Source organism: Streptomyces sp. NPDC050145, assembly GCF_044460245.1.
Classification (GTDB): domain Bacteria; phylum Actinomycetota; class Actinomycetes; order Streptomycetales; family Streptomycetaceae; genus Streptomyces.
The window spans coordinates 72,861-96,651 of the sequence record NZ_JBITJS010000007.1; the positions used below are offsets into that span (position 1 = coordinate 72,861).

The 23,791-nt window shown below is 72.3% G+C and carries 22 protein-coding genes; 8 read left to right on the forward strand and 14 right to left on the reverse strand.

Annotation, left to right across the window (positions count from 1 at the left end; translation table 11 throughout):
• The first annotated feature begins 51 nt into the window (after positions 1 to 51).
• On the forward strand, positions 52 to 708 hold the full coding sequence (locus ACIBTU_RS15600; protein ID WP_399126652.1) for a GntR family transcriptional regulator: 657 nt from the start codon (positions 52 to 54) through the stop codon (positions 706 to 708).
• A 49-nt stretch (positions 709 to 757) separates the two neighbouring features.
• On the opposite strand, the gene ACIBTU_RS15605 is transcribed toward ACIBTU_RS15600, so the two are convergent.
• Entirely contained in the window at positions 758 to 1,336 is a 579-nt protein-coding gene (locus ACIBTU_RS15605; RefSeq protein ID WP_399126653.1) for a TetR/AcrR family transcriptional regulator, read from the reverse strand.
• A 94-nt stretch (positions 1,337 to 1,430) separates the two neighbouring features.
• On the opposite strand from ACIBTU_RS15605, the gene ACIBTU_RS15610 reads away from it, so the two are divergent.
• Positions 1,431 to 1,877 (forward strand): anthrone oxygenase family protein, encoded by a 447-nt coding sequence (locus tag ACIBTU_RS15610; RefSeq protein ID WP_399126654.1) that lies wholly within the window; start codon positions 1,431 to 1,433, stop codon positions 1,875 to 1,877.
• Between the two features lie 41 nt (positions 1,878 to 1,918).
• Here the strand turns inward: ACIBTU_RS15610 and ACIBTU_RS15615 are convergent, their stop codons facing one another.
• Together ACIBTU_RS15615 and ACIBTU_RS15620 are read right to left on the reverse strand one after the other, a co-directional pair.
• Complete coding sequence (locus ACIBTU_RS15615) at positions 1,919 to 3,154, reverse strand: MFS transporter (RefSeq protein ID WP_399126655.1); 1,236 nt, start codon at positions 3,152 to 3,154, stop codon at positions 1,919 to 1,921.
• A gap of 9 nt (positions 3,155 to 3,163) precedes the next feature.
• Positions 3,164 to 3,964: a uracil-DNA glycosylase gene (locus ACIBTU_RS15620; RefSeq protein WP_399126656.1), complete on the reverse strand. Its 801-nt coding sequence runs from the start codon at positions 3,962 to 3,964 to the stop codon at positions 3,164 to 3,166.
• Between the two features lie 58 nt (positions 3,965 to 4,022).
• Between ACIBTU_RS15620 and ACIBTU_RS15625 the strand changes: the two genes are divergently transcribed.
• Positions 4,023 to 4,493, forward strand: a complete 471-nt coding sequence (locus ACIBTU_RS15625; protein ID WP_399126657.1) for an RNA-binding S4 domain-containing protein — start codon at positions 4,023 to 4,025, stop codon at positions 4,491 to 4,493.
• A gap of 30 nt (positions 4,494 to 4,523) precedes the next feature.
• On the opposite strand, the gene ACIBTU_RS15630 is transcribed toward ACIBTU_RS15625, so the two are convergent.
• Positions 4,524 to 4,982 carry a DoxX family protein gene (locus ACIBTU_RS15630; RefSeq protein ID WP_399126659.1) on the reverse strand — a complete coding sequence of 153 codons (459 nt, stop codon included), beginning with the start codon at positions 4,980 to 4,982 and terminating at the stop codon, positions 4,524 to 4,526.
• 109 nt (positions 4,983 to 5,091) lie between these two features.
• Positions 5,092 to 5,781 (reverse strand): class I SAM-dependent methyltransferase, encoded by a 690-nt coding sequence (locus ACIBTU_RS15635; protein WP_399126660.1) that lies wholly within the window; start codon positions 5,779 to 5,781, stop codon positions 5,092 to 5,094.
• Between the two features lie 107 nt (positions 5,782 to 5,888).
• Between ACIBTU_RS15635 and ACIBTU_RS15640 the strand changes: the two genes are divergently transcribed.
• The gene (locus ACIBTU_RS15640; protein ID WP_399126661.1) at positions 5,889 to 6,161 is read left to right on the forward strand and encodes a DUF6343 family protein; all 273 of its coding nucleotides are present in this window, start codon (positions 5,889 to 5,891) and stop codon (positions 6,159 to 6,161) included.
• Between the two features lie 16 nt (positions 6,162 to 6,177).
• Here the strand turns inward: ACIBTU_RS15640 and ACIBTU_RS15645 are convergent, their stop codons facing one another.
• The 5 genes from ACIBTU_RS15645 to rpsA all read right to left on the reverse strand — a co-directional run bounded on the left by ACIBTU_RS15645 (position 6,178) and on the right by rpsA (position 10,460).
• The gene (locus tag ACIBTU_RS15645) at positions 6,178 to 6,540 is read right to left on the reverse strand and encodes a tetratricopeptide repeat protein (protein ID WP_399127008.1); all 363 of its coding nucleotides are present in this window, start codon (positions 6,538 to 6,540) and stop codon (positions 6,178 to 6,180) included.
• 105 nt (positions 6,541 to 6,645) lie between these two features.
• Positions 6,646 to 7,035: a DUF3592 domain-containing protein gene (locus ACIBTU_RS15650; protein WP_399126662.1), complete on the reverse strand. Its 390-nt coding sequence runs from the start codon at positions 7,033 to 7,035 to the stop codon at positions 6,646 to 6,648.
• A complete protein-coding gene (gene coaE, locus ACIBTU_RS15655) occupies positions 7,032 to 7,640 on the reverse strand; it encodes a dephospho-CoA kinase (protein ID WP_399126663.1) in 609 nt (202 codons plus the stop codon). The genes ACIBTU_RS15650 and coaE overlap by 4 nt, the downstream gene beginning before the upstream one ends.
• A gap of 43 nt (positions 7,641 to 7,683) precedes the next feature.
• Positions 7,684 to 8,622: a PAC2 family protein gene (locus ACIBTU_RS15660; RefSeq protein WP_399126664.1), complete on the reverse strand. Its 939-nt coding sequence runs from the start codon at positions 8,620 to 8,622 to the stop codon at positions 7,684 to 7,686.
• Positions 8,623 to 8,957: 335 nt separating this feature from the next.
• The gene (gene rpsA, locus ACIBTU_RS15665; RefSeq protein WP_399126665.1) at positions 8,958 to 10,460 is read right to left on the reverse strand and encodes a 30S ribosomal protein S1; all 1,503 of its coding nucleotides are present in this window, start codon (positions 10,458 to 10,460) and stop codon (positions 8,958 to 8,960) included.
• Positions 10,461 to 10,845: 385 nt separating this feature from the next.
• On the opposite strand from rpsA, the gene ACIBTU_RS15670 reads away from it, so the two are divergent.
• Together ACIBTU_RS15670 and hrpB are read left to right on the forward strand one after the other, a co-directional pair.
• Entirely contained in the window at positions 10,846 to 11,688 is an 843-nt protein-coding gene (locus ACIBTU_RS15670) for a class I SAM-dependent methyltransferase (protein ID WP_399126666.1), read from the forward strand.
• 21 nt (positions 11,689 to 11,709) lie between these two features.
• The gene (gene hrpB / locus ACIBTU_RS15675; RefSeq protein ID WP_399126667.1) at positions 11,710 to 14,223 is read left to right on the forward strand and encodes an ATP-dependent helicase HrpB; all 2,514 of its coding nucleotides are present in this window, start codon (positions 11,710 to 11,712) and stop codon (positions 14,221 to 14,223) included.
• Here the strand turns inward: hrpB and ACIBTU_RS15680 are convergent.
• From ACIBTU_RS15680 to ACIBTU_RS15690, 3 genes are all read right to left on the reverse strand, one after another.
• Positions 14,213 to 15,205, reverse strand: a complete 993-nt coding sequence (locus tag ACIBTU_RS15680) for a DUF3068 domain-containing protein (RefSeq protein WP_399126668.1) — start codon at positions 15,203 to 15,205, stop codon at positions 14,213 to 14,215. The genes hrpB and ACIBTU_RS15680 overlap by 11 nt on opposite strands.
• A 45-nt stretch (positions 15,206 to 15,250) precedes the next feature.
• Positions 15,251 to 15,385, reverse strand: coding sequence for an SPW_0924 family protein (locus tag ACIBTU_RS15685; protein ID WP_399126669.1), 135 nt, complete (start codon positions 15,383 to 15,385; stop codon positions 15,251 to 15,253).
• A gap of 158 nt (positions 15,386 to 15,543) precedes the next feature.
• The gene (locus tag ACIBTU_RS15690; RefSeq protein ID WP_399126670.1) at positions 15,544 to 17,319 is read right to left on the reverse strand and encodes a lytic transglycosylase; all 1,776 of its coding nucleotides are present in this window, start codon (positions 17,317 to 17,319) and stop codon (positions 15,544 to 15,546) included.
• 249 nt (positions 17,320 to 17,568) lie between these two features.
• On the opposite strand from ACIBTU_RS15690, the gene ACIBTU_RS15695 reads away from it, so the two are divergent.
• Positions 17,569 to 18,474, forward strand: coding sequence for a DUF4184 family protein (locus tag ACIBTU_RS15695; protein WP_399126671.1), 906 nt, complete (start codon positions 17,569 to 17,571; stop codon positions 18,472 to 18,474).
• A gap of 83 nt (positions 18,475 to 18,557) precedes the next feature.
• On the opposite strand, the gene polA is transcribed toward ACIBTU_RS15695, so the two are convergent.
• A complete protein-coding gene (gene polA / locus ACIBTU_RS15700) occupies positions 18,558 to 21,224 on the reverse strand; it encodes a DNA polymerase I (protein ID WP_399127009.1) in 2,667 nt (888 codons plus the stop codon).
• Between the two features lie 216 nt (positions 21,225 to 21,440).
• On the opposite strand from polA, the gene ACIBTU_RS15705 reads away from it, so the two are divergent.
• Complete coding sequence (locus ACIBTU_RS15705; RefSeq protein ID WP_399126673.1) at positions 21,441 to 23,720, forward strand: FdhF/YdeP family oxidoreductase; 2,280 nt, start codon at positions 21,441 to 21,443, stop codon at positions 23,718 to 23,720.
• Positions 23,721 to 23,791 lie beyond the last annotated feature (71 nt).

The window sequence follows — 23,791 nt, forward strand, 5'->3', positions numbered from 1 at the left end:
TCGGTAAAACCACGGCCCCAACTCCCGTGCCCGATCGGGGAAGATGGGCGCATGGCGACGGCGGAACCCCTGGGGGCGGTGCGCGAGCGCGTGCTCGCGACCCTGCGGCAGGACATCATCAGTGGACGGTCACGACCGGGCGAGCGGCTGGTCGAGCGGGAGCTCGCGGAGCGCTTCGGGGTCTCACGGGTGCCGGTGCGGGAGGCGATCAGGGCGCTGCTGACCGAGGGCTTCGTGACGTTCGAGACACCGCGGCGGGCCGTCGTGCGCACCCTGACCCGCACCGATGTGACCGAACTCTACGAACTGCGCGAGGTGTTGGAGGTGCACGCGGCCGGGCTCGCCGCCGAGCGGGCGGGCCAGGACGCTCTGGACCGGCTCGCGGAGCTGCTCGACGTGGCCGCGCGGGCCACGGAGCGGGACGACGCGGACACCCTGACGGACGTCAACTCCCGTTTTCACGACGCCCTGTTGGCGGCGGCGGGCAACAGCCTGCTGGTCGACGTGATGCACCCGGTCGGCGGCCGCCTGCGCTGGCTGACCCGGCGCAACGAGGAGTGGGCCCAGCAGCTCGCCGAGCACCGGGAGCTGTACGCGGCGGTGGCCGCCCGGGACGCGGAGCGGGCCAGAGCTGTCGCCCGGGCCCACGTCCGCATGAATCACCGCTCCACGGTCCGGCACCTGTTCGGCGAGGCCCCGGACGACTAGGGCCTCTCGTTCGGATCAGGCCGGGCTCGCGGGGCGCGGGTACCGCGGGTCAGAGGACGGCGAGCCGGTCCACCACGAGCTGGGCTCTGCGTTCGACGTCCCCGGCGGGGAGGCGGCCCGCCCGGGTCAGGGTCGCCTGGCCGTGCAGGGCCGCCCAGAACACCTCGGTGAACAGCCCGGGGTGCACCCCCTCCCCCGCGACCTCGCCGAGGGTCTCCATGAGGGCGGCGAAGGCGTCCTTCAGCGGCTCCGGCGTGTCCTCCTGCGCGTACGGGAGGCCGCCGTCGAGCTGGAACAGGGCGTCGTAGACCGCCGGGTTGCGAGCGGCGAAGTCGAGATAGGCGCGGGCAAGGGCGGTGACGCGCTCGCGCGGGCCGTCCGCGGCGGCGGTCGCCGCCCGCACGGCGACCGCGAGGTCGGCGGCACCCTGGAGGGCGACGGCGCCGATGATCTCCCGCTTGCCGCGGAAGTGGCTGTAGAGGACGGGCTGGCTGTATTCGATGGCCTCGGCGAGCCGGCGGGTCGTCACGGCGTCCCAGCCCTGCTGCTCGGCGAGCTCGCGGGCGGTGTCCACGATGAGGCGCTCGCGGTCCGCCCGTTCACGCTGCTTGCGTTCCTGTACCGACATGCTTCGATCCTAGCACCGCTAGACAATCGAGCGGCATTAGTACTAGCTTTGCCTCATCAGCTAGCAGCGCTAGAAAATAGTGGGAGGGGTCAGCATGCTCGCCGCACTCGAGGTCGTCACCACCGTGACCGTCGGCCTGATGGTCGGGGTCGAGTTCTCCGTCGCCTTCGTCATGAACCGCATCTTCGGCGCCCTCCCCGAGGACGCCGACCAGATGGCCCGCTCCCACGGCGGCCGCATGCTCGGCGCCCTCATGCCCTTCTGGTACATCGGCTCCGTCGCCCTCGTCGCCGTCTGGGCCTTCGCCGGACACACCCACGACGGCTTCGGCCTCGTCGTCACCGCCGGCGCCCTGCTCATCGTCAGCGTGATCATGTCGATCCTGCTCCTCGTCCCGATCAACAACCAGGGCAAGAACTGGACCCCCGAGACCCGGCCCGCCGACTGGAAAGACCAGATGAACCGCTGGGACCGCTACCACTACGCCCGCGTCACCGTCATCGTCGCCGCCTTCACCCTCCTCGTCACCGCCCTCGTCTGAACAGGAGCACGGCAGGCACGGGGCAGTGGGCACGGGGTGTCCTAGGGCGTCGTCTCTGCGGACACCGTCCGCATGCGCCCGTACGCGTACACGCAGCCGGCGAGCGCCAGGTCGGACAGGAGCATGAAGCCGATGCTGTACGAGTCCTTGGCGCTGTAGATGGCGCCCATGACGAGCGGCGGGACGAAGCCGCCGAGGCCGCCCATGGCGCCGACGATGCCGGTGACGGAGCCGACCTGGGACTGCGGGGTGACCTGCGAGACGAGGGCGAACACGCTGCCGCTCGCGGTGCCGAGACCGGCCGCCATCAGCATGAAGCAGACGGTGCCCATGGGGTTCAGGGCCGGGTCGAAGGCCTGCATGATGGCGAACAGGGCGACGACGGCGAGCGCGCACGCGGTGACCACGGCCGGGTGGATCCGGTCCGAGAGCCAGCCGCCGATGGGCCGGAAGACGACGGTGACCAGGGCGAATCCGGCCGCCTTCGTGCCCGCCTCGGTGGGGCTGAGCTCGTACCAGGTCTTCAGGTAGGTGGGCAGGTAGACGCCGAAGGCGACGATGCCGCCGAAACCGATCGCGTAGAGGGCCGACAGCTCCCAGGTCACGCGCAGCTTGCCGGCCGCGCCGAGCCGCGTGCCGAGCGACGTCGTGGGGATCTTGCGGTCGGGGTGGTCGGTGATCAGGAGGGCGGCGACGACCGCGTAGACGGCCAGAGCGACGGCGACCACGAGGAACGGCAGGTTCTCGCCGTGCTTGGCGATGCGCGGGGTGAAGTAGCCGGACAGCGCGACGCCGCCCATGCCCATGCCGAAGACGCCGAGTGCGAGCCCCCGGTGCGCGGGCGGGAACCAGGAGTTCACCAGCGGGATGCCGATGGCGAAGGTGGTGCCGCCGAGCCCGAGCAGGAAGCCCACGGCGAGCATCGCGCCGAAGCTGTGCCGGGCCGGGATGACGAGGAGCACCGGGACGATGGTGAGCGCGGAGATCAGCGGGAACAGCAGCTTGGCGCCGTAGCGGTCGGTGAGGGCACCGACCGGGATCCGTCCGAGCGAGCCCACGAGCACGGGCACCGCGACGAGGAAGGACTGGGCGAACGAGCTGAGGTTCAGGTCCGAGCCGAAGACACCGGCGAGCGGCGCGATCAGGTTCCAGGCCCAGAAGGTGAGCGCGAAACCGACGGTGGCCACGATGAGGTTGCGACAGGCGGCCGCCGAGGGCCCGCTCGCGGCCGGTGTTTCGGCCGCCGATCGCGTCGTGCGCGCGGAGGAAGTCGTCACGCCTTCACGCTAGGAATCGGCCCCCGCACCCTCCTGATCTGCTGCTCCGTTCGGGCGAACGGGCAGGCCCGCCTCCGTGGCCGCGGCGTGCAGCACGGCCCGCAGCATGGCCGGGGTGAGCCGCCCGGTGAAGGTGTTGCGCTGGCTGACGTGGAAGCAGCCGTAGAGGGCGGGCCCGTCGGCGAGAGCGACCCGGGTGCCATGGGCGAAGGCGGGGCGGGGGCGCGGCACGTCCAGGCCCGCCGCGGTGAGCGCGGGCAGCGTCGCCTGCCAGCCGAAGGCGCCGAGGACGACGACGGCACGGAGCGTGGGCCGCAGCAGTTCGAGCTCGGTGACGAGCCAGGGACGGCAGGTGTCGCGCTCGGCGGGGGTGGGTTTGTTGGCGGGCGGCGCGCAGTGCACGGGCGAGGTGAGGCGGACGCCGTGCAGGGTGAGGCCGTCGTCGGCGGCGACGGCGTCGGGCCGGGAGGCGAGCCCGAGGTCGTACAGGGCGCGGAAGAGGACGTCACCGGAGCGGTCGCCGGTGAACATGCGGCCGGTGCGGTTGGCGCCGTGCGCGGCGGGGGCGAGGCCGACGATCAGCAGGGCCGCGTCGTGCGGGCCGAAGCCGGGCACGGGCCGGCCCCAGTACGTCTGGTCGGCGAAGGCGGCGCGCTTGGTGCGGGCGACCTCCTCGCGCCAGGCGACGAGCCGCGGGCAGGCCCGGCACCGGACGATCCGCGCGTCGAGCCGCCCGATCCCGTCCAGGCCGTCCGGCCCGTCCAGTCCGTCCAGCGCGTCCGTCCCGTCCGTTCCGTCGGCCGCGTCCATCTCTCCACCGTAGGCGGGACCGGGGTTCGGCGACGGCGGGAGGCTCTAAGGTCGAGGCATGGCAGCGGAGAATGCGCGGAGTTCGGGATCGCCGGAGGCCCCCGGCGGCGGTGCCGGTGTGCGGGTCGACAGCTGGATCTGGGCCGTGCGCCTGGTCAAGACCCGCGCGGCGGGCGCGGCGGCCTGCAAGGGCGGCCATGTGAAGGTCAACGGGACGAGCGTGAAGCCCGCCCACACCCTGCGCGTCGGCGACGAGGTCCGGGTGCGCCGGCCCGGGGACCGCGAGCACCTGGTGATCGTCAAGCGGCTGATCCGCAAGCGGGTCGGCGCTCCCGTCGCGGTCGAGTGCTACGTGGACAACTCGCCGCCGCCTCCGCCGCGCGGGGCGATCGCCCCGGTCGGGGTGCGTGACCGGGGCACGGGCCGGCCCACCAAGCGGGACCGGCGTGAGCTGGAGCGGCTGCGCGGGATCTTCGGGCAGGGCCCGGGCTCCGACGACGACAGCGACCGCGACAGCGACGAGGCCTGAGGCCGGTCGGGAGACGGGTCAGGAGGCCGGTCAGGAGGCGCGTCGCAGCAGCGCGACCAGGTCGCGGTTGTGCGCACGGCGCGCCCACGCCAGGACGGCGAGCGGCACCATGAAGATCAGCGGCGTCACCGCGTTCTCCCCGTCGAACACGGTCAGTTGGATGATGAAGGCACCGACCAGCAGGCCGCACAGGGCGATCGGGGTGATCCCGAAGAGCACCGGGACCAACAGGCCGATCGCCCCGGCCAGTTCGAGCAGACCGACGGCGTACATGCCGGGCGCTCCCCAGCCGATTCTGTCGAAGGCCTCGACGGCCGTGGAGTGCCCGATCAGCTTGGGCAGGGCGCTCGCGAAGGCGAAGAACAGGGCGAGCAGCACGGTGACCGTGCGCAGCGCGATCCGGGCGGCGCGGGAGCGGGTCGGGGCGGTGACGCCGGCATTGACGGAGACGGAGGTTGCATTTACGGAGGCGGGGGCTGCGTTCGACACGGTGACTCCTCGGGAACTGACGTGCGGTGTTCTTACGCAGGGTCAGACCCGCCCGGCCACCAGAACTCATCGCTGTCCCCGCCCCTGATCACACGGGATTCGCCCGCGATCACACGGGAATCGCCCGCACCCACGACCCGTCCGGCGTCAGCAGCCGGTCGACCTTCAACCCGGCCTCCGCCAGCGCCTGTTCGAACTCCTCCGGGGTCAGCGGCCGGCACCGGTACGTCTGCGTCCAGACCACGTCCGGGAACACGTACTCCACCTTCACCGCGCGCACCCCGTCACCGACCGGCTCCGAGTACAGCTTGCGGATCGTGAAGCGGTCGTCGATGACCACCTCGCGCGGCAGGTCCTCGTGCGCGCCCGCCCGCTCGCGCTGGATCAGCACGCAGCCGTCGTCGGCGACATGGCGACGGCAGGCGGCGAGCATGCCGCGCCGCACCTCCGCGTCCCCCGTGTGCACCAGGATCGACGCGAGCATCACCACGTCGAACGTCTCGCCCAGATCGAGCCCCTCGATGGTCGAACGCACCGTGCGCGCGCCTGTGACCCGCTCCAGCATCTGCGGCGACTCGTCCACGGCGGTCACCCGGAAGCCCCGCTCGACCAGCGGGTGCGTCACCCGGCCCACCCCGCAGCCCAGCTCCAGGAAGGTAGCACCCGCGGGCACGGCGGCCGCGACGATGTCCGGCTCGTCCTCCACGGGCAGCCGCGCGTACAGCTCCACCGCGCATCCGTCGGGTGTGATGGCCCCAGGCCCCGTCGCCTCGTACCCCTCGCGCATCTCAAGGTCCATGCAGGGGGAACGAGCCGCCCGCCCACGCCGTTCCCGCTCCCCCGCTCCGCGCCGCGAAGAGGCACCATGGAAGGGGTACCTCTTCGTCGGCCGAAGGGAGGGTGACCATGCATCTCGCGCATCTGTCCCGCACCGGTGACGAGCCGCTCACGGCCCGCAGCCCGCTGCGCATGCGGCTCGGGCTCGCCCTGTTCGGCCTGGTCTGGACCGTGTTCGGCACCGTCGCGTTCCTGATCGCGCACCGTCCGTGGTGGGCGCTGGCCTGCGGGATCCTGTGGCTGATCACGACAATCGATCTCTACCTGATCGTCCGCCACATCCGGCAGGGCCCGCACTACCAGCCCGGGCGCGACGTGCCGCCGTACCACCACGCCCCGTGATCGACGGGTGCGCCCGTCAGTCGTCGAAACGGGCCGCCGCGACGTACTCGGGCTGCGGGTCGAGCGCGGCGGCCAGCCGGAAGTGCCGACGGGCCTGCTGCGGGCGCGCCCAGCGCTCGTAGGTCCTGGCCAGGGCGAAGTGCGCGAACGCGTTGTCCGGCTCGCGCTCCAGGACGATGGAGAACTCCAGTTCGGCGGCGCGCAGTTGGGCCGCTGCGAAGAAGGCGCGGGCTCTGAGTAGCCGGGCCGCCGTGTTCTCCGGGTGGGCGGCGATCACGTCGTCCAGAAGCTTCACCGCGCCCCGGGGGTCACGTGCGGCGAGGAGCTGCTCGGCGGCTCGGTAGTCGATGACGTGCGTCTCGGGGGTGGCGTCGGGCACGGTGAACTCCCTCCTGGTGTCGACCACGTCAACACCACGGACCGCAGGGCCTATTCCTGCCCAGCCACGCCCTACACGAACACGCGGCCGGCCCCCGGGGGCGCCTCAGGGCCCGCTCAGCGCCACCGCGAGCACCATCCCGACGACCACGAGCACGGCACCGGCGATCATGAACGCCCGGTCGACGCCGGGCCGCTCGGCCCCGAGCACCACGGTCTCGCGCGGATCGTCGACGTCGTACGCGACGCTGACCACGCCACCGGGCGGCAGCGGGCGCCGTCTGCTGGGCGGTACCGGCGAGGCGACCTCGACGACGCGTCCGTCACCGGTCTCGAACTGCAGCAGCGGCCGCCCGGAGCCCTGCTGGGGCGGCTTGACCAGGGCCTCGGCGATATTGGCCGCGCTCCGCAGCCGCCGGGTGCGCTGCAGCCCGTACGCCCCGGCGATCAGTGCGACCAGTCCGCCCATCGCGACGCACGCGGCGAGAAGGATCACGCCGTCGCGGTGTGCGCTCGCCGCACCAGCTCGGCCCACACGGTGTCGACCTGCTCCACGAGGCGCTCGCGCGGGCCGTCGTTGTCGATGACGAGGTCGGCGATCTCGCGGCGCTGCTCGCGGGTGGCCTGGGCGGCCATCCGGGCGCGCGCGTCCTCTTCGGTCATGCCGCGCAGCCGGGTCAGCCGGTCGAGCTGGGTCTCGGGGCTCGCGTCGACCACGATCACCAGGTCGTAGAAGGGTGCGAGGCCGTTCTCGGTGAGGAGCGGGACGTCGTGGACGACGACCGCGTCGGTGCCGGCCGCCGCTTCCAGCTCGGCCGACCTGGCCCCCACGAGCGGGTGCACGATCTTGTTCAGCACGGCCAGCCGGTCCGCGTCGGCGAAGACGATCGCGCCGAGCCCGGGCCGGTCCAGGGTGCCGTCGGGGGCGAGCACCTCCTCGCCGAAGGCCTCGACGACGGCCGCGAGTCCCGGCGTGCCGGGCTCGACGACCTCCCGTGCGATGCGGTCCGCGTCGATCAGGACGGCCCCGCGCTCCACCAGGAGCCGGGACACCTCGCTCTTGCCGGCGCCGATACCGCCGGTCAGCCCCACCTTCACCATGAGCGGAAGCTTAGGGCAGACCCCGGGCCCGCTCACCCGCCGGTCAGGAGTCGCCCTCCCGCTCGGCGAGGAACCGCTCGAACTCGAGGCCGATCTCGTCGGCGGAGGGGATGTCGACCGGCTCGGCCAGCATGTTCCCCCGCGACTGGGCACCGGCCGCGGCGTCGTACTGGTGCTCGAGGCCCTGGACGAGCGAGACGAGCTCCTCGTCGCCCTCCTGCACCTGGCGGTCGATCTCCGTCTGGGTGCGGTGCGCGGCGGTGCGCAGTCCGTGCGCGATGCCGGGCAGGACCAGGCCGGTCGCGCCGGTGATCGCCTCGAGGACGGTGAGCGCGGCGTCCGGGTACGCGGAGCGCGCGATGTAGTGCGGGACGTGCGCGGCGACCCCGAGGACGTCGAAACCGGCCTCGATCAGGCGGTACTCGATCAGCGACTCGGCGCTGCCCGGGACCTGCGCCTCGTCGAACGGGCTGCGGTGTCCGGGGACCAGCTCCGACCTGTTCCCGTGCGGGGTGAGGCCGACGGGGCGGGTGTGCGGGACGCCCATCGGGATGCCGTGGAAGTTGACCGCCAGCCGGACGCCGAGACGCTCCACTATCTGCTGCACGGCGGCCGCGAAACGCTCCCATTCCACGTCGGGCTCGGGCCCGGAGAGGAGCAGGAACGGGGCGCCGGTGGCGTCCTGCACGAGCCGCACGTCGAGCGAGGGCTCCTCGTAGTCGGTGAACCGCTCGCGGCGGAAGGTCAGCAGCGGGCGCCGGGCCCGGTAGTCGACCAGCCGGTCGTGGTCGAAGCGCGCGACGACCTGGTGGGGCAGCGAGTCGAGGAGCCGGTCGACGATCTGGTCGCCGGTCTCGCCCGCGTCGATGTAACCGTCGAAGTGGTAGAGCATGACGAGGCCTGCCGACTCCTGGGCGAGCGCCATGTCGACCACGGCAAGCCCTTCCGGCTCCCACGTATACAAATCCTGCGGATCCAGCACAGTGACCGCTCCTCCTCATCCTCAACAGACAGAAGAACAAGCAGAGCCACCCGGATCATTCCCACCCTGAGGACCAACAGCCCCTGGGCACACGAAGTGTGCCGTCAGGGGCGCGGGGCTGTACCGATCAGCGGCTCCGCCGCGGAGCGCGACCACCTGCCCCTGGGGGCGCACGAAGTGTGCCCTTCAGGGGCGCGGGGAACTGCGCGACCAGCCACAACAGCGCAGCACCCGCCAACAACGAGAAGCCCCCCACCCATTGGGCGCAAAAAAACAGTGGGCCCGCACCAAAAGGTGCGGGCCCACTGTTCAACTAGCTGCTAGCGCAGAGCGATTCAGCTCTGGCCGCCCGCCAGCTTCTCACGCAGCGCGGCAAGCGCCTCGTCCGAAGCGAGCGCACCCGAGTTGTCGTCCGACTCCGAGGAGTACGAACCGCCACCGGACGCGGCCGGAGCCGCACCGGCGCCGGCGACGGCACCCTCGGCCTCGGCCTGAGCGTCGGCCTCGCGGGACTTGATGACCTGAGCCTGGTGCTGCTCGAAGCGCTGCTGCGCCTCGGCGTACTGGCCCTCCCAAGCCTCGCGCTGGGTCTCGAAGCCCTCGAGCCAGTCGTTGGTCTCGGGGTCGAAGCCCTCGGGGTAGATGTAGTTGCCCTGGTCGTCGTACGACGCGGCCATGCCGTACAGGGTCGGGTCGAACTCGACGGCCGACGGGTCGGCGCCGAAGGCCTCGTTGGCCTGCTTCAGCGAGAGGCTGATGCGGCGACGCTCGAGGTCGATGTCGATGACCTTGACGAAGATCTCGTCGTTGACCTGGACGACCTGCTCCGGGATCTCCACGTGGCGCTCGGCCAGCTCGGAGATGTGGACCAGACCCTCGATGCCCTCGTCCACGCGGACGAACGCACCGAACGGAACCAGCTTCGTGACCTTACCCGGGACGACCTGGCCGATCTGGTGGGTACGGGCGAACTGCTGCCACGGGTCCTCCTGCGTCGCCTTCAGCGACAGGGAGACACGCTCGCGGTCCATGTCGACGTCGAGGACCTCGACGGTGACTTCCTGGCCGACCTCGACAACCTCGGACGGGTGGTCGATGTGCTTCCAGGAGAGCTCGGAGACGTGAACCAGACCGTCGACGCCACCCAGGTCCACGAAGGCACCGAAGTTGACGATCGAGGACACGACGCCGGAGCGGACCTGACCCTTCTGGAGGGTCGTGAGGAACGTCTGGCGGACCTCGGACTGGGTCTGCTCGAGCCAGGCACGGCGGGACAGGACCACGTTGTTGCGGTTCTTGTCCAGCTCGATGATCTTGGCCTCGAGCTCCTTGCCCACGTAGGGCTGGAGGTCGCGGACGCGGCGCATCTCGACGAGGGAGGCCGGCAGGAAGCCACGGAGGCCGATGTCGAGGATGAGACCACCCTTGACGACCTCGATGACGGTACCGGTGACGATGCCGTCCTCTTCCTTGATCTTCTCGATGGTGCCCCAGGCACGCTCGTACTGAGCGCGCTTCTTCGAGAGGATCAGGCGGCCTTCCTTGTCCTCCTTCTGGAGAACCAGGGCCTCGATCTCGTCGCCGACGGCCACGACCTCGTTCGGGTCGACGTCGTGCTTGATCGAGAGCTCGCGGCTCGGGATGACACCTTCGGTCTTGTAACCGATGTCGAGGAGAACCTCGTCCCGGTCAACCTTGACGATGACGCCGTCGACGATGTCGCCATCGTTGAAGTACTTGATCGTCTCGTCGATGGCGGCGAGGAAAGCTTCCTCGTTACCGATGTCGTTGACCGCAACCTGCGGGGTGGTGGCGGTGGTCTCGGTGCTGCTCGTCATGTGGGAAAGGGCTCCGGCGGACATTGAAAGTCGGTGGGTACTGCTACGCCGGGGACCTGTTTCGCACCGAAGAAGCCGGACAGCCTAGGAAGCGCCTGCCCGGAACCGGGGGCGCCTCGACAACCGAGGGGACATGCAACAGATGCGAGCACAGCCTGCTATGTCTGAGGTGCGCAGGCCCGCAGCGCAACTTGTAGCATACGGGGGCTGCCGGGCACGGTCAATGCGCGAAGGCGCACACCAGGGGCGGATCGCCGCAATCCCGGCAGAAATCCAGTCGCACGAGGCTACGAGGGCCGCAGCGAACGCTCGCGGCGCCCTCTTCCCGGCGGCGGGGTTACGGAAGAGTACGACGAGGGAGCTCATCATCCAAGAGTCCGGACGCATGCAAGAGCACGAGTCCCTGCCGGCGGCACCGGAGTCCTCCGTGGACGAGGATTCGACGGCGACCCGGCGCGACGCCGGCACGGGCGAGAGCTCCCGGGCCAACCGCGGCTGGTGGGACCGGAACGCCGACGAGTACCAGGTCGAGCACGGCACCTTCCTCGGCGACGACCGCTTCGTGTGGGGCCCCGAGGGCCTCGACGAGGTGGAGGCCGAGCTGCTCGGCCCCGCGGAGGAGCTGGCCGGCCGCGACGTGCTGGAGATCGGCGCGGGCGCCGCCCAGTGCTCGCGCTGGCTCGCCGCGCAGGGCGCCCGCCCGGTGGCCCTCGACCTCTCGCACCGCCAACTGCAGCACGCGCTGCGCATCGACGGCGGGAAGGTGCCGCTGGTGGAGGCGGACGCGGGGGCCCTCCCCTTCCTGGACGGCTCCTTCGACCTGGCCTGCTCCGCCTACGGCGCGCTGCCCTTCGTCGCCGACCCGGTGCGGGTGCTGCGCGAGGTGCGCCGCGTGCTGCGCCCCGGCGGCCGCTTCGTCTTCTCCGTGACGCACCCGATCCGCTGGGCGTTCCCGGACGAGCCGGGCCCCGAGGGGCTGAGCGTCGCCGCTTCCTACTTCGACCGCACTCCTTATGTGGAGCAGGACGAGGAGGGCCGCGCCGTGTATGTGGAGCACCACCGCACGGTCGGCGACCGGGTGCGGGACGTGGTCGCGGGCGGTTTCCGGCTCGTGGACCTCGTCGAACCGGAGTGGCCCGCGTGGAACACGCAGGAGTGGGGCGGCTGGTCGCCGCTGCGCGGGAACCTGATCCCGGGCACCGCCATCTTCGTGTGCGAGCGGGACTAGCCGGCACGAGACACTGGCGGCGTGATCCGTGACGCCGCCCTGGAGGCCCTCCCCGTCCGTTCCGCGCTGCCCGCGCTGCGTTCCGCGCTCGACGCGGGCGGGGTCGCGGTGCTCGTCGCCCCTCCGGGCACCGGCAAGACGACGCTGGTGCCGCTGTTCCTGGCCGGGCTGCTCGGCGGGGACGGGCCGGTGCGCCGGGTCGTGGTCGCCGAGCCGCGCCGGATCGCGGCGCGGGCGGCGGCGCGGCGCATGGCGTGGCTGCTGGGCGAGCGGGTCGGCGAGCGGGTGGGGTTCACGGTGCGCGGCGAGCGGACCGTCGGGCCGCGCACCGTCGTGGAGGTCGTGACCACGGGTGTCCTGGTGCAGCGGCTCCAGCGGGACCAGGAGCTGGCCGGGGTCGACGTGGTCCTGCTCGACGAGGTGCACGAGCGGCATCTGGACGCGGACACGGTGGCGGCGTTCCTGTGGGACGTGCGCGAGACGCTGCGGCCCGAGCTCGAACTGGTCGCGGCGTCGGCGACGACCGACGCGGAGGGCTGGTCGGCGCTGCTCGGGGGCGCGCCGGTGGTCGAGGCGGAGGGCGCCGCGTTCCCGGTGGAGACGGTGTGGGCGCCGCCGGCCCGGCCGGTGCGGCCGCCGCACGGGATGCGGGTGGATCCGGCGCTGCTGACGCATGTGGCGTCGGTGGTACGGCGGGCGCTCGCGGAGCGGTCCGGGGACGTGCTGTGTTTCCTGCCCGGGGTCGGCGAGATCGCGCGGGTGGCCGGTCAGCTGGGCGCACTGGGTGACGTGGAGGTGCTCCAGGTGCACGGGCGGGCTCCCGCCGCGATGCAGGACGCGGTGCTCTCCCCCGGTGCGCGGCGCCGGGTGGTCCTCGCCACGGCGGTCGCCGAGTCTTCGCTGACGGTGCCGGGGGTGCGGGTCGTCGTGGACGCGGGCCTGGCGCGGGAGCCGCGGGTGGATCACGCGCGGGGGCTGAGCGCGCTGACGACGGTACGGGCGTCGCGGGCGTCCGGCACCCAGCGGGCGGGGCGGGCCGGGCGTGAGGCGCCCGGGTTCGTGTACCGCTGCTGGGACGAGGCGGAGGACGCCCGTCTGGCACGCTTCCCCTCGCCGGAGATCAAGGTGGCGGACCTGACGGCGTTCGCGTTGCAGGCGGCGTGCTGGGGCAGCCCGGACGCGTCCGGGCTCGCCCTCCTCGACGAGCCGCCCGCCGGGGCGATGGCGGCGGCGCGGGAGGTCCTGACGGCGGTCGGCGCGGTGGAGCCGGACTCGGGGCGGGTCACCGACCGGGGGCGGCGCCTGTCCCGTCTCGGTCTGCATCCCCGGCTCGGCCGGGCGCTGCTCGACGCGGCGCCGGTGGTGTCGCCCCGGCGGGCCGCGGAGGTGGTGGCGCTGCTGAGCGAGGAGCCGCCGCGCGAGTACGGGGACGACCTGGCCGGGGCGCTGCGGGCGGCGCGGCGCGGGGGTGACGCGTACGCGGGGCGGTGGCGCCAGGAGGTGCGGCGGCTCGCGTCCCTGGCGGACGCCCCCGAGCGGGCTGCGCAGGGTGGCTCCCGCACGGACGAGTACGTCGCCGGGGTCGTGGCCGCGCTCGCGTTTCCCGAGCGGATCGCCCGTAAGGACAAGGGGTCCTGGCTCATGGTGTCCGGGACGCGGGCCGAGACCGGGGACGGGAGCGCGCTGCGGGACGCGGCGTGGGTGGCCGTCGCGGTGGCGGACCGGCCGGTGGGCGCCGGGCACGCGCGCGTGCGGCTCGGGGCCGTCGTGGACGAGGACGTCGCGCGGTGGGCGGCCGGCTCGCTGTACGGCGAGGGCGACGAGGTGGCGTGGGCGGACGGGGAGCTGGTGGCCCGGCACGTCGAGCGGCTCGGGGCCGTCGAGCTGGCCGTGCGTCCGATCAGGAAGCCCGCGCCCGGGCTCGTACGGGAAGGGCTGATGGAGGGGCTGCGGCGGGAGGGGGTCGGGCTGCTGCGGTGGGACCGGGACGCGCGGGGGCTGCGGGAGCGGCTGGCGTTCCTGCGGCATCGGCTCGGGGAGCCGTGGCCGGACGTGAGCAACGAGGCGTTGCTCGCGCGGGCCGACGAGTGGCTGGAGCCGGAGCTGAGCGCGGCGCGGCGGCGGGCGGATCTGGGGCGGATCGACGCGGGGCGGGCACTGACGCGGCTGCTGCCGTGGGCGGGCGGTGAGGCGGCGCGGCTCGACGAGCTGGCGCCGGAGCGGCTCGAGGTGCCGAGCGGTTCACGGATCCGGGTCGACTACGCAGATCCGGAGCGGCCGGTGCTCGCGGTGAAGCTGCAGGAGATGTTCGGGCTGCAGGAGACGCCGCGGCTGGCCGGGGTGCCGGTGCTGGTGCACCTGCTGTCCCCGGCCGGGCGTCCGGCGGCGGTGACGGCCGATCTGGCGTCGTTCTGGCGCGAGGGCTATCGCGCGGTGCGGGCCGATCTGCGCGGCCGGTACCCGAAGCATCCGTGGCCGGAGGACCCGGCGGGGGCCGAGGCGACCCGGCACACGAACGCGCGGCTCAGGCGCTGACCGGTTCGGGGTGCGGCACGGCCGTGCCCTCCGGGTCGCCGGGGCGCCGGCTGCGGGCCTCCAGCCACAGGGAGAGGGCGAGCAGGAGGATGCCGAGGCCGAGGAAGCCCCAGGGCAGGTACGAGGTGAGCAGGAGGACGAGGACGCGGTTGGAGTTGACGAGGTCGACGGTGGCCTGGATGGAGTCCTCGCGCATCTTGACGTGTCCCTTGAACACGGTGACCTTGTCGCGGCCGCCGAGCAGGGTGCCGCCGCGCAGCTCGTTCTCCATGATCTCCTCGCCGTAGACCGGGGCGCCGGTGGTGGGTTCGACCCAGAACTTGCGCGTGGTCGTGTACCAGCGGGTGGTGCCGGTCTTGGCGACGGACTCGGGTGTGATGCCGGGCACCGGCATGGTCTTGGGCAGCGGGACCTTCATCCAGGGGATGGTCTGCTCGAAGTAGTAGACCTTGATGCCGCGGAAGGTCGTGGTGCCCTTGTAGTGGATGGGGCGGGTGATGCGGGCCTGCGCGTCGAAGTACTCGTAGTCCCGCTTCTCGGCGAGGAAGGGCCACTTGAACTCGATGCCGTCGCGCCGGACCGGGTCGCCGTCGACCATCTCGCCGGTGGCGTGGACGGGTTCGGAGCTGTGGGCGTCGAAGATGTAGCGCTCGGGGATCTTGGAGACCATCTTGCCGTCGGGTCCGACGACGTAGGACAGGGCGTCCCAGACGACGACGTCGCGGCCGGCGCTGTCGCTGATCCGTTTCGCCTTCTCGACGTCGCCCTTGAGGGTCTGCACGATGCTGACCTTGGAGACCTTCTTGGCCTGCATGGTGCCGTAGTCGAGCAGCGTGGGGTTCTTGGCCTCCAGGACGACGTTCTGGTACTGGCTCGGCGGGATCTTCGCCAGGCGCGGGAACGCGTACCAGCGCATGAGCGGGGACATCGCCGTGAAGAACACGGCGAAGGCGAGCAGGATCAGGCTTGCCTTGCGGCGCATCTCGGCGGCCCTCCTCGGCGGTCCGGTCAGACGTGCGGGGTCGGTTCAGACGTGCTTGGGGACGGTGGTGAGCAGTGGTTTCGGCGAGGTCTTGCCCGCCGGGGCGCCGATCGCCGTGATCGTCAGTACGAGGGCGAGGGCCGCGGCCAGTCCGATCACGGCCGCGATGAGGGCGCGCATGTCCGACCTCCATATCTGATGGGGCGTCAGGCCTCTTGGGTCGGTGCACCGTAGCAATGCCGGGGGCAGATGAGAACAGGCGGAACAGGACGACCCGAGCCCCCGGCCTTCAGGGGCCGGGGGCTCGGGTCGTCTCGGGTCGTGCGGGGTGCCGCGCGCTACGCGGACGGGCTCGCGGAGGGCGACGGGGACTCGGAGGCCGTGGGCCTCTCGGAGGCGCCGCCGGTCGGGGCCGCCGTCACCTTCAGCTCCACGGTGAGCGTCGCGCCGCCCGTCGTGGTGACGCGGAGCAGGAACGTGCCGGTCGCGTCGTCCGCGTACAGCTTCGGCAGCACGAGCGTGCCGTCGTCGGCGGTCTCGAGCCCCTTGAAGGTGCGGATCGCCTTGCCGTCGGCGTCCTTGAAGTAGGGGCCCTTGTCGGCCTCGGTCGCGTCGTCCGCGGACTTGATCAGCGTGGCGGTGGCGGCGACGCCGTCGGCCGCCGCGCCCTTGTAGGTCGCCTTCACGGTGACGCGGTCGGCGAACTCCTGGCCGGCGACGCAGCTGAGCTCCTTGTCGCCGACCCGGGCCAGTCCGTCGGCGGCGCGCGCGGTGACGGTCGCCTTGTGGTCGGCGCCGGACAGGGAGCGGCCGACGACGGTGGCGCGGACGGTGAACTCGCCCGTCTTCTCACCGGCCTTCATGGCGGGCGCGGTGGCCACGCCCGAACTGTTCGTCGTCGCCACGGCGGTGGTGGCGCCGCCGGAGAACGTGGCATCGGTGTCACCGACGACCGCGAAGCGGATCTGTACGCCGCCGACGCCCCGGCCCTGCGCGTTCGTGGCGCGCGCGGCGGCCTTGTCGGTGAACACGTCGCCCGCCATGGCGCTGAGGTCGCCCGTGCCGGCGACGCCGAGCTTGGTGACGGTCTGGGCGGGGCTGGTGCTCGTCGGCGGGTCCGTGGGCTTGGTGGGGTCGGTGGGCTTCGTGGGCTCCGACGGGTCGGTGGGCTTCGTCGGGTCGGTCGGGGGCTTCGTCTGCTTCGGGGGCTTCGACGGGGACGGGCTCTTGCCGCCGCCGCCCGCTCCGGGCAGGGACGGGGAGGTCGGCGACGGGTTCGCGCCGACGCCGGTGCTCGGGTGGCGCGGGAGGACGCCGGTGCCGTCGGGGACCTGGTGCGCGCCCTTGCGGTAGAACTCCAGCCAGGACAGCACCGTGGCCAGGTAGTCCGACGAGTGGTTGTAGCTGAGGATCGCCTGGTTCAGGTCGCCCGCGTCGGACAGGTCGCGGTCGGCGCGGCACAGGTAGTGGCCGGTGGCGAGCGCCGCGTCGTAGATGTTGTTGGGGTCCTTCTTGCCGTCGCCGTTGCCGTCGCGGCCGGCCCAGGCCCAGGTCGTCGGGATGAACTGCATGGGGCCGACGGCCCGGTCGTACACCGTGTCGCCGTCGTAGAGACCGCCGTCGGTGTCCTTGATGTGAGCGAAGCCCTTGCCGTTGAGGGGCGGGCCGGTGATGGCCTTGATCGTGGTGCCGTTCGCGTCCACGTTGCCGCCGCCGGCCTGGCCGGACTCGACCTTGCCGATCGCGGCGAGCAGTTCCCACGACACGTTGCACCCGGGCTTGCTGCGGGCTAGTTCGGCCTCGGCCTTCTTGTACGCGTCGAGGACGGTCGCCGGTATGCCCGCCTCGGCGTCGCCCGGGGCGCCGCCGCCGGGGCCGGCGGTCGGGTCGTCGGTCGGGCTGTTCAGCTTCGGCAGGTCGGTGTAGTAGTCCGGGCCCGAGGCGCCGTCGGGGCCGGAGGCTTCGTCGGAACTGTCGGCCGCCGAGCGGCCGTTGTCCGGCTGGGGTGAGGGAACCCCCGGGGCCTGCGACGCGGAGAGCGCCGCCACCGCCGCGGCGGCGACCGCCGCGGTCACCGCGCCCCTGCGCAGCCGCCTGCCGAATACCGCCGCCATGCCGCGAACCCCTCCCAGTCGCCCGACTTCGCCCGTGTGCCCGGTCCGCCCCGGATCGCGGGACTTCGTGGAGCTTCGTGGACGCGTTCGCTCCGCGGCGCACGGACGCAGCCGACCCTACGACAACTTCCTGTGCGCAGACACCTGTTCGCGTCCGCTATTCACCGATTGATCGGGGAGATGTCCGCTGCCGTACGCTGCCTGGCTCAGTCGGTCCCGCCATCGGGTCCCGGACGGGGAGGATCTTTCGTGCCGTTCACTCTCAGCCATGCCGCGGCGGTGCTGCCGCTGATCCGGCGCGACGGTTCGGGGCGGGGTCCGTTCGTGCCGTCGCTGCTGGTCGCCGGGTCGTTCGCGCCGGACGTCACGTACTTCGCGGCGAGCGCGGTGCCGGGCGCGATGCGGTTCGGCGAGGTCACGCACTCCTTCCCCGGGGTGTTCACGGTCGACGTGCCGATCGCTGTCGCGCTGGTGGGGCTGTGGCGGCTGGTGGCCGGGCCGTTGACGGGGCTGCTGCCGGCGCGGGCACGCGGCCGGGTGCGGGCCCTGGCCGGAAGCGGGCCCCGCCGGCCGTCCGGATGGCGGGGCCTGTGCCGGTGGTACGTCTCGGCGGTGCTCGGCGCGCTGACGCACGTGGTCTGGGACGCGTTCACGCACCTGGACCGCTGGGGCATGCGCATCCTGCCGGTCCTGGGCGAGAAGATCGCCGGATCGCCGCTCTACTGGTACGCGCAGTACGGGGGTTCGGCCCTGGCGCTCGGCGTGATCGGCCTGTTCCTGTGGCGGGCGCTGCGCAAGGTGGGCTCGGGTGCCGTACCGGACGACGCCTCCCGCGCCGCCGCGCGCGGCCAGGCGCTGGTCCTGATCGGCGGCTGCGTGGGCGTCGGCGCGGTGCTGCGGGTCGCGCGCTGGCTGGCGTACGTGGACGAGTCGGGCCTCGAGTGGAAGCCCTGGGAGATCATCCCGACGCTGTGCTTCGGGGCCGGGGCCGGGCTGGTGGTCGGCACGGTGCTCTTCGCGGCGGTGCACCGACTGCGGGACCGCACTTCCCCGGACGCCGACGCAGACGCGCCCCGTCAGGGGCGCGGGGCTGTTCCGGTGTGCGGCTCGCCGCGTGGGCGCGACCAGCCACGACGGCGCGGCACCCGGCGATGAGGCAAAGCCCCCACGGCGCATGAGAACGGGGCAGGACCTCGTGGTCCTGCCCCGTCATGTCTCCGGGCACCCGGCGGAGCCGGTCAGTGGGCCGCCGACTCCCAGTCCGGGCCGAGGCCCACCGAGACGTCCAGCGGGGCCCGGAGGGTGACCGCGGCGGCCATCTCGCGGCGGACCAGTTCCTCCGCCGCCCCGGCCTCGCCGGGGGCGATCTCCAGGACGATTTCGTCGTGGACCTGGAGCAGCATCCGGGACGTGAGCTCCGCCTCGGTCAGCGCCTTGTCCACGTTCAGCATCGCGATCTTGACGATGTCGGCGGCGGTGCCCTGGATCGGCGCGTTGAGCGCCATGCGCTCGGCCATCTCGCGGCGCTGCCGGTTGTCCGAGTTCAGGTCGGGCAGGTAGCGGCGGCGGCCGAGCATCGTCTCCGTGTACCCCGTGGCGCGGGCCTCGTCGACGACGCGGCGCAGATAGTCGCGCACCCCGCCGAACCGCTCGAAGTACGTGTCCATCAGGGCGCGCGCCTCGCCCGCCTCGATGTTCAGCTGCTGGGAGAGGCCGAACGCGGACAGACCGTAGGCGAGGCCGTACGACATGGCCTTGATCTTGCGGCGCATCTCGGCGTCGACGGCGGTGGGCGCCACGTCGAAGACCTGGGAGGCGACCGTGTTGTGCAGGTCCTCGCCGGAGTTGAAGGCCTCCAGGAGGCCTTCGTCCTCGGACAGGTGGGCCATGACGCGCAGTTCGATCTGGCTGTAGTCGGCCGTCATCAGGGACTCGAAGCCCTCGCCGACGACGAAGCCGCGGCGGATGGCGCGGCCCTCGTCGGTACGGACCGGGATGTTCTGCAGGTTCGGGTCCGTGGAGGACAGCCGGCCGGTCGCGGCCACCGTCTGGTTGAACGTCGTGTGGATGCGGGAGTCGGCGGCGATCGTCTTGATCAGGCCCTCGACGGTGACGCGGAGCTTGGCCTGCTCACGGTGGCGCAGCATGATCACGGGCAGCTCGTGGTCGGTCTGCGTGGCGAGCCAGGCGAGCGCGTCGGCGTCCGTCGTGTACCCGGTCTTGGTCTTCTTGGTCTTCGGCAGGTCGAGCTCGCCGAAGAAGACCTCCTGGAGCTGCTTGGGCGAGCCGAGGTTGAACTCGTGGCCGACGGAGGCGTGCGCCTCCTTCACGGCCTGCTGCACGGCGCCCGCGAACATCTGCTCCATCGACTCGAGGTGCGCGCGGTCCGCGGCGATGCCGTGCCGCTCCATGCGGGCGAGCAGCGCGGAGGTGGGCAGCTCGATGTCGGTGAGCAGCTCGGCCGCGCCGACCTCCTTGAGGCGCTCGCCGAACGCCTCGCCGAGGTCGAGGATCGCGCGGGCCTTGATCATCAGCGCGTCGGCCTCGGCCTGCTCGTCCTCGTCCGTGCCGAAGGCGAGCTGCCCGTCGGCCGGGGCGGGGGCCAGCTCGCGGCCCAGGTACTCCAGGGACAGCGCGTCCAGCGCGAAGGAGCGGCGGCCGGGCTTGACCAGGTACGCGGCGAGCGCCGTGTCCATGGTGACGCCCTCGACGTGCCAGCCGTGCTCGGCGAAGACCCGCATGGCGCCCTTGGCGTTGTGCAGGACCTTCGGCTTCGCGGTGTCGGAGAGCCAGGCGGCGAAGGCCTGCTCGTCGGCCTCGTCGAGCGTCGACGGGTCGAACCAGGCGGCCTTTCCTCCGGCGGCGGCGAGCGCGATCTCGGTGACCGTGCCGGTGCCCAGCGACCAGCTGTCGACGCTGGCCAGGCCCAGGACGGCGGTCCCGTGCTCGGCGAGCCAGGGCGCGACCTCGCCGGTGGCGAGGACCGTGCCGTCCAGCTCGACGCCGGGCTCGGCCGGGGTCTCCTCGGCCTCCTCGGCGCCCGGGTCGACGGCGAACAGGCGCTCGCGCAGCGACGGGTTCCGGATCTCCAGGGTGTCCAGGATCATCGTGACCGTCTTGCGGTCGTACGCCTCGCGGGCGAGGTCACCGACCGTCTTGGGCAGCTCGACGTCGCGGACCATCTCGGTCAGCCGCCGGTTCAGCTTCACCGCGTCGAGGTGCTCGCGGAGATTGGCGCCGGCCTTGCCCTTGACCTCGTCGACGCGCTCGACCAGCTCGGCGAACGAACCGAACTGGTTGATCCACTTCGCCGCCGTCTTCTCGCCGACGCCCGGGATGCCCGGCAGGTTGTCCGACGGGTCGCCGCGCAGCGCCGCGAAGTCCGGGTACTGGGACGGCGTCAGCCCGTACTTCTCCTGGACCTTCTCCGGCGTGAACCGGGTCAGCTCGGAGACGCCCTTGGTCGGGTACAGGACGGTCACGTGGTCCGAGACCAGCTGGAAGGAGTCACGGTCGCCGGTGACGATGAGGACCTCGAAGCCCTCGGCCTCGGCCTGCGTGGCGAGCGTGGCGATCACGTCGTCGGCCTCGAAGCCGTCGACGGCGAAGCGCGGCGTGTGCATCGCGTCGAGGAGCTCGCCGATCAGCTCGACCTGGCCCTTGAACTCGTCCGGGGTCTTCGACCGGTTCGCCTTGTACTCGGTGAACTCCTCGGAGCGCCACGTCTTGCGGGACACGTCGAACGCCACCGCGAAGTGCGTGGGCGCCTCGTCGCGCAGCGTGTTCGCCAGCATGGACGCGAAGCCGTAGATCGCGTTCGTCGGCTGGCCGGTCGCCGTCGTGAAGTTCTCCGCGGGCAGCGCGAAGAACGCCCGGTACGCCAGCGAGTGCCCGTCCATGAGCATCAGCCGGGGGCGCCCCCCTGCACCGGAGCCCGTCGCCTTCGTCGCGCTTGTCTTCGCCGTCTTCGCTGCTGTTTCTGCCACGTCCCCGATCCTGCCAGACCCCACTGACACTCCGGTCCACCGCACAGCGGGCGGCCGCGCTGTCGGTGGCCCGTGCGAGGATCGGAGACACAGCTCACAGCCCGTCCGCAGCACCCGCTCGAAGGGGAGCAAGCCATGGCCAGCAAGCCGCCCGCGTCGGACCCGGTCCAGGACGCGCCGCAGGTCGCGGCGCCGCAGCACCACGCGGCCGGGCTCCCCGCCGTCAAGGAGTCCCTGCGGATCGCCCGCGAGCAGATGGGCGTACGGCGCACGGCGCTGACCCTGCTGCGGGTCAACCAGAAGGACGGCTTCGACTGCCCCGGCTGCGCCTGGCCCGAGCCCGAGCACCGGCACGCGGCGGAGTTCTGCGAGAACGGGGCGAAGGCGGTCGCCGAGGAGGCCACCCTGCGCCGGGTGACCCCGGAGTTCTTCGCCGCGCACCCGGTGGCGGACCTGGCGCGCCGCTCCGGGTACTGGCTGGGCCAGCAGGGCCGGCTCACCCACCCCATGTACCTGGCCGAGGGCGCGGACCGGTACGAGCCGGTGACCTGGGAGCGCGCCTTCGACATCATCGGCGAGGAGCTGACCGCGCTCGCCTCCCCCGACGAGGCGGTCTTCTACACCTCGGGGCGCACCAGCAACGAGGCGGCGTTCCTCTACCAGCTCTTCGCCCGCGAGTTCGGCACGAACAACCTGCCCGACTGTTCGAACATGTGCCACGAGTCGTCCGGCTCGGCCCTCACCGAGACGATCGGCGTCGGCAAGGGCAGCGTCCTGCTCGAGGACCTCTACAAGGCGGACCTGATCATCGTCGCCGGGCAGAACCCGGGCACGAACCATCCGAGGATGCTCTCCGCCCTGGAGAAGGCGAAGGAGGGCGGCGCCCGCATCATCTCGGTGAACCCGCTGCCGGAGGCGGGCCTGGAGAAGTTCAAGAACCCGCAGACGCCCAGGGGCCTCACCAAGGGCGCCTCGCTCACCGACCTGTTCCTGCAGATCCGTCTCGGCGGCGACCAGGCCCTCTTCCGCCTGCTCAACAAGCTGGTCCTGGAGACGGAAGGCGCCACCGACGAGGCCTTCATCGCCGAACACACCCACGGCTACGAGGAGTTCGCCGAGGCCGCCCGCGCCGCCGACTGGGACGAGACGCTGAAGGCGACGGGCCTCTCGCGCGCCGACATCGAGCGCGCCCTGGAGATGGTCCTCGACTCGCGCCGCACCGTCGTGTGCTGGGCGATGGGCCTGACCCAGCACAAGCACTCCGTGCCGACCATCCGCGAAGTGGTCAACTTCCTGCTCCTGCGCGGGAACATCGGCCGCCCGGGCGCCGGCGTCTGCCCCGTGCGTGGCCACTCGAACGTGCAGGGCGACCGCACCATGGGCATCTTCGAGCGCCCCGCGCCCGCGTTCCTGGACGCGCTGGAGAAGGAGTTCGCGTTCGCGCCGCCGCGCGCCCACGGGTACGACGTGGTCCGTGCCATCCGCGCCCTGCGCGACGGCGAGGCCAAGGTCTTCCTCGCCATGGGCGGCAACTTCGTCGCGGCGTCCCCCGACACCGAGGTCACCGAGGCCGCGATGCGCCGCGCCCGCCTCACCGTCCACGTCTCCACGAAGCTGAACCGCTCGCACGCCGTCACCGGCGCCCGCGCGCTGATCCTGCCGACGCTCGGCCGCACCGAGCGCGATCTCCAGGGCGGGGGCGAGCAGTTCGTCACCGTCGAGGACTCGATGGGCATGGTGCACGCCTCGCGCGGCCGCCTGGACCCGGCGAGCCGGCACCTGCTCTCCGAGCCCGCCATCGTGGCCCGCCTGGCCCGCCGCGTCCTCGGCGACGCCTCGCACACCCCGTGGGAGGAGTTCGAGAAGGACTACGCGACGATCCGCGACCGCATCGCCCGCGTCGTCCCCGGCTTCGAGGACTTCAACGCGCGTGTGGCGCACCCCGGAGGCTTCACCCTCCCGCACGCCCCGCGCGACGAGCGCCGCTTCCCCACCGCCACCGGCAAGGCCAACTTCACGGCCGCGCCCGTCGAGCACCCGCACCTGCCCGAGGGCCGCCTCCTGCTGCAGACCCTGCGCTCGCACGACCAGTACAACACCACGATCTACGGCCTCGACGACCGCTACCGGGGCATCAGGAACGGCCGCCGCGTCGTCCTCGTCAACCCGCAGGACGCACGCGACCTCGCGCTGGCCGACGGCTCCTACGTCGACCTCGTCAGCGAGTGGCGCGACGGCATCGAGCGGCGCGCCCCCGGCTTCCGCGTCGTGCACTACCCGACGGCCCGGGGCTGCGCCGCCGCGTACTACCCGGAGACGAACGTGCTGGTGCCGCTGGACGCCACGGCGGACGTGAGCAACACCCCCGCCGGGAAGTCCGTCGTCGTCCGCCTGGAACAATCGGCGACCGACTGAGCGTTCGCTCAGCCGAGACGTCACTCCGGACAGGGACGTCACTTCGGAACAGGTACGACGAACGGAGCCGG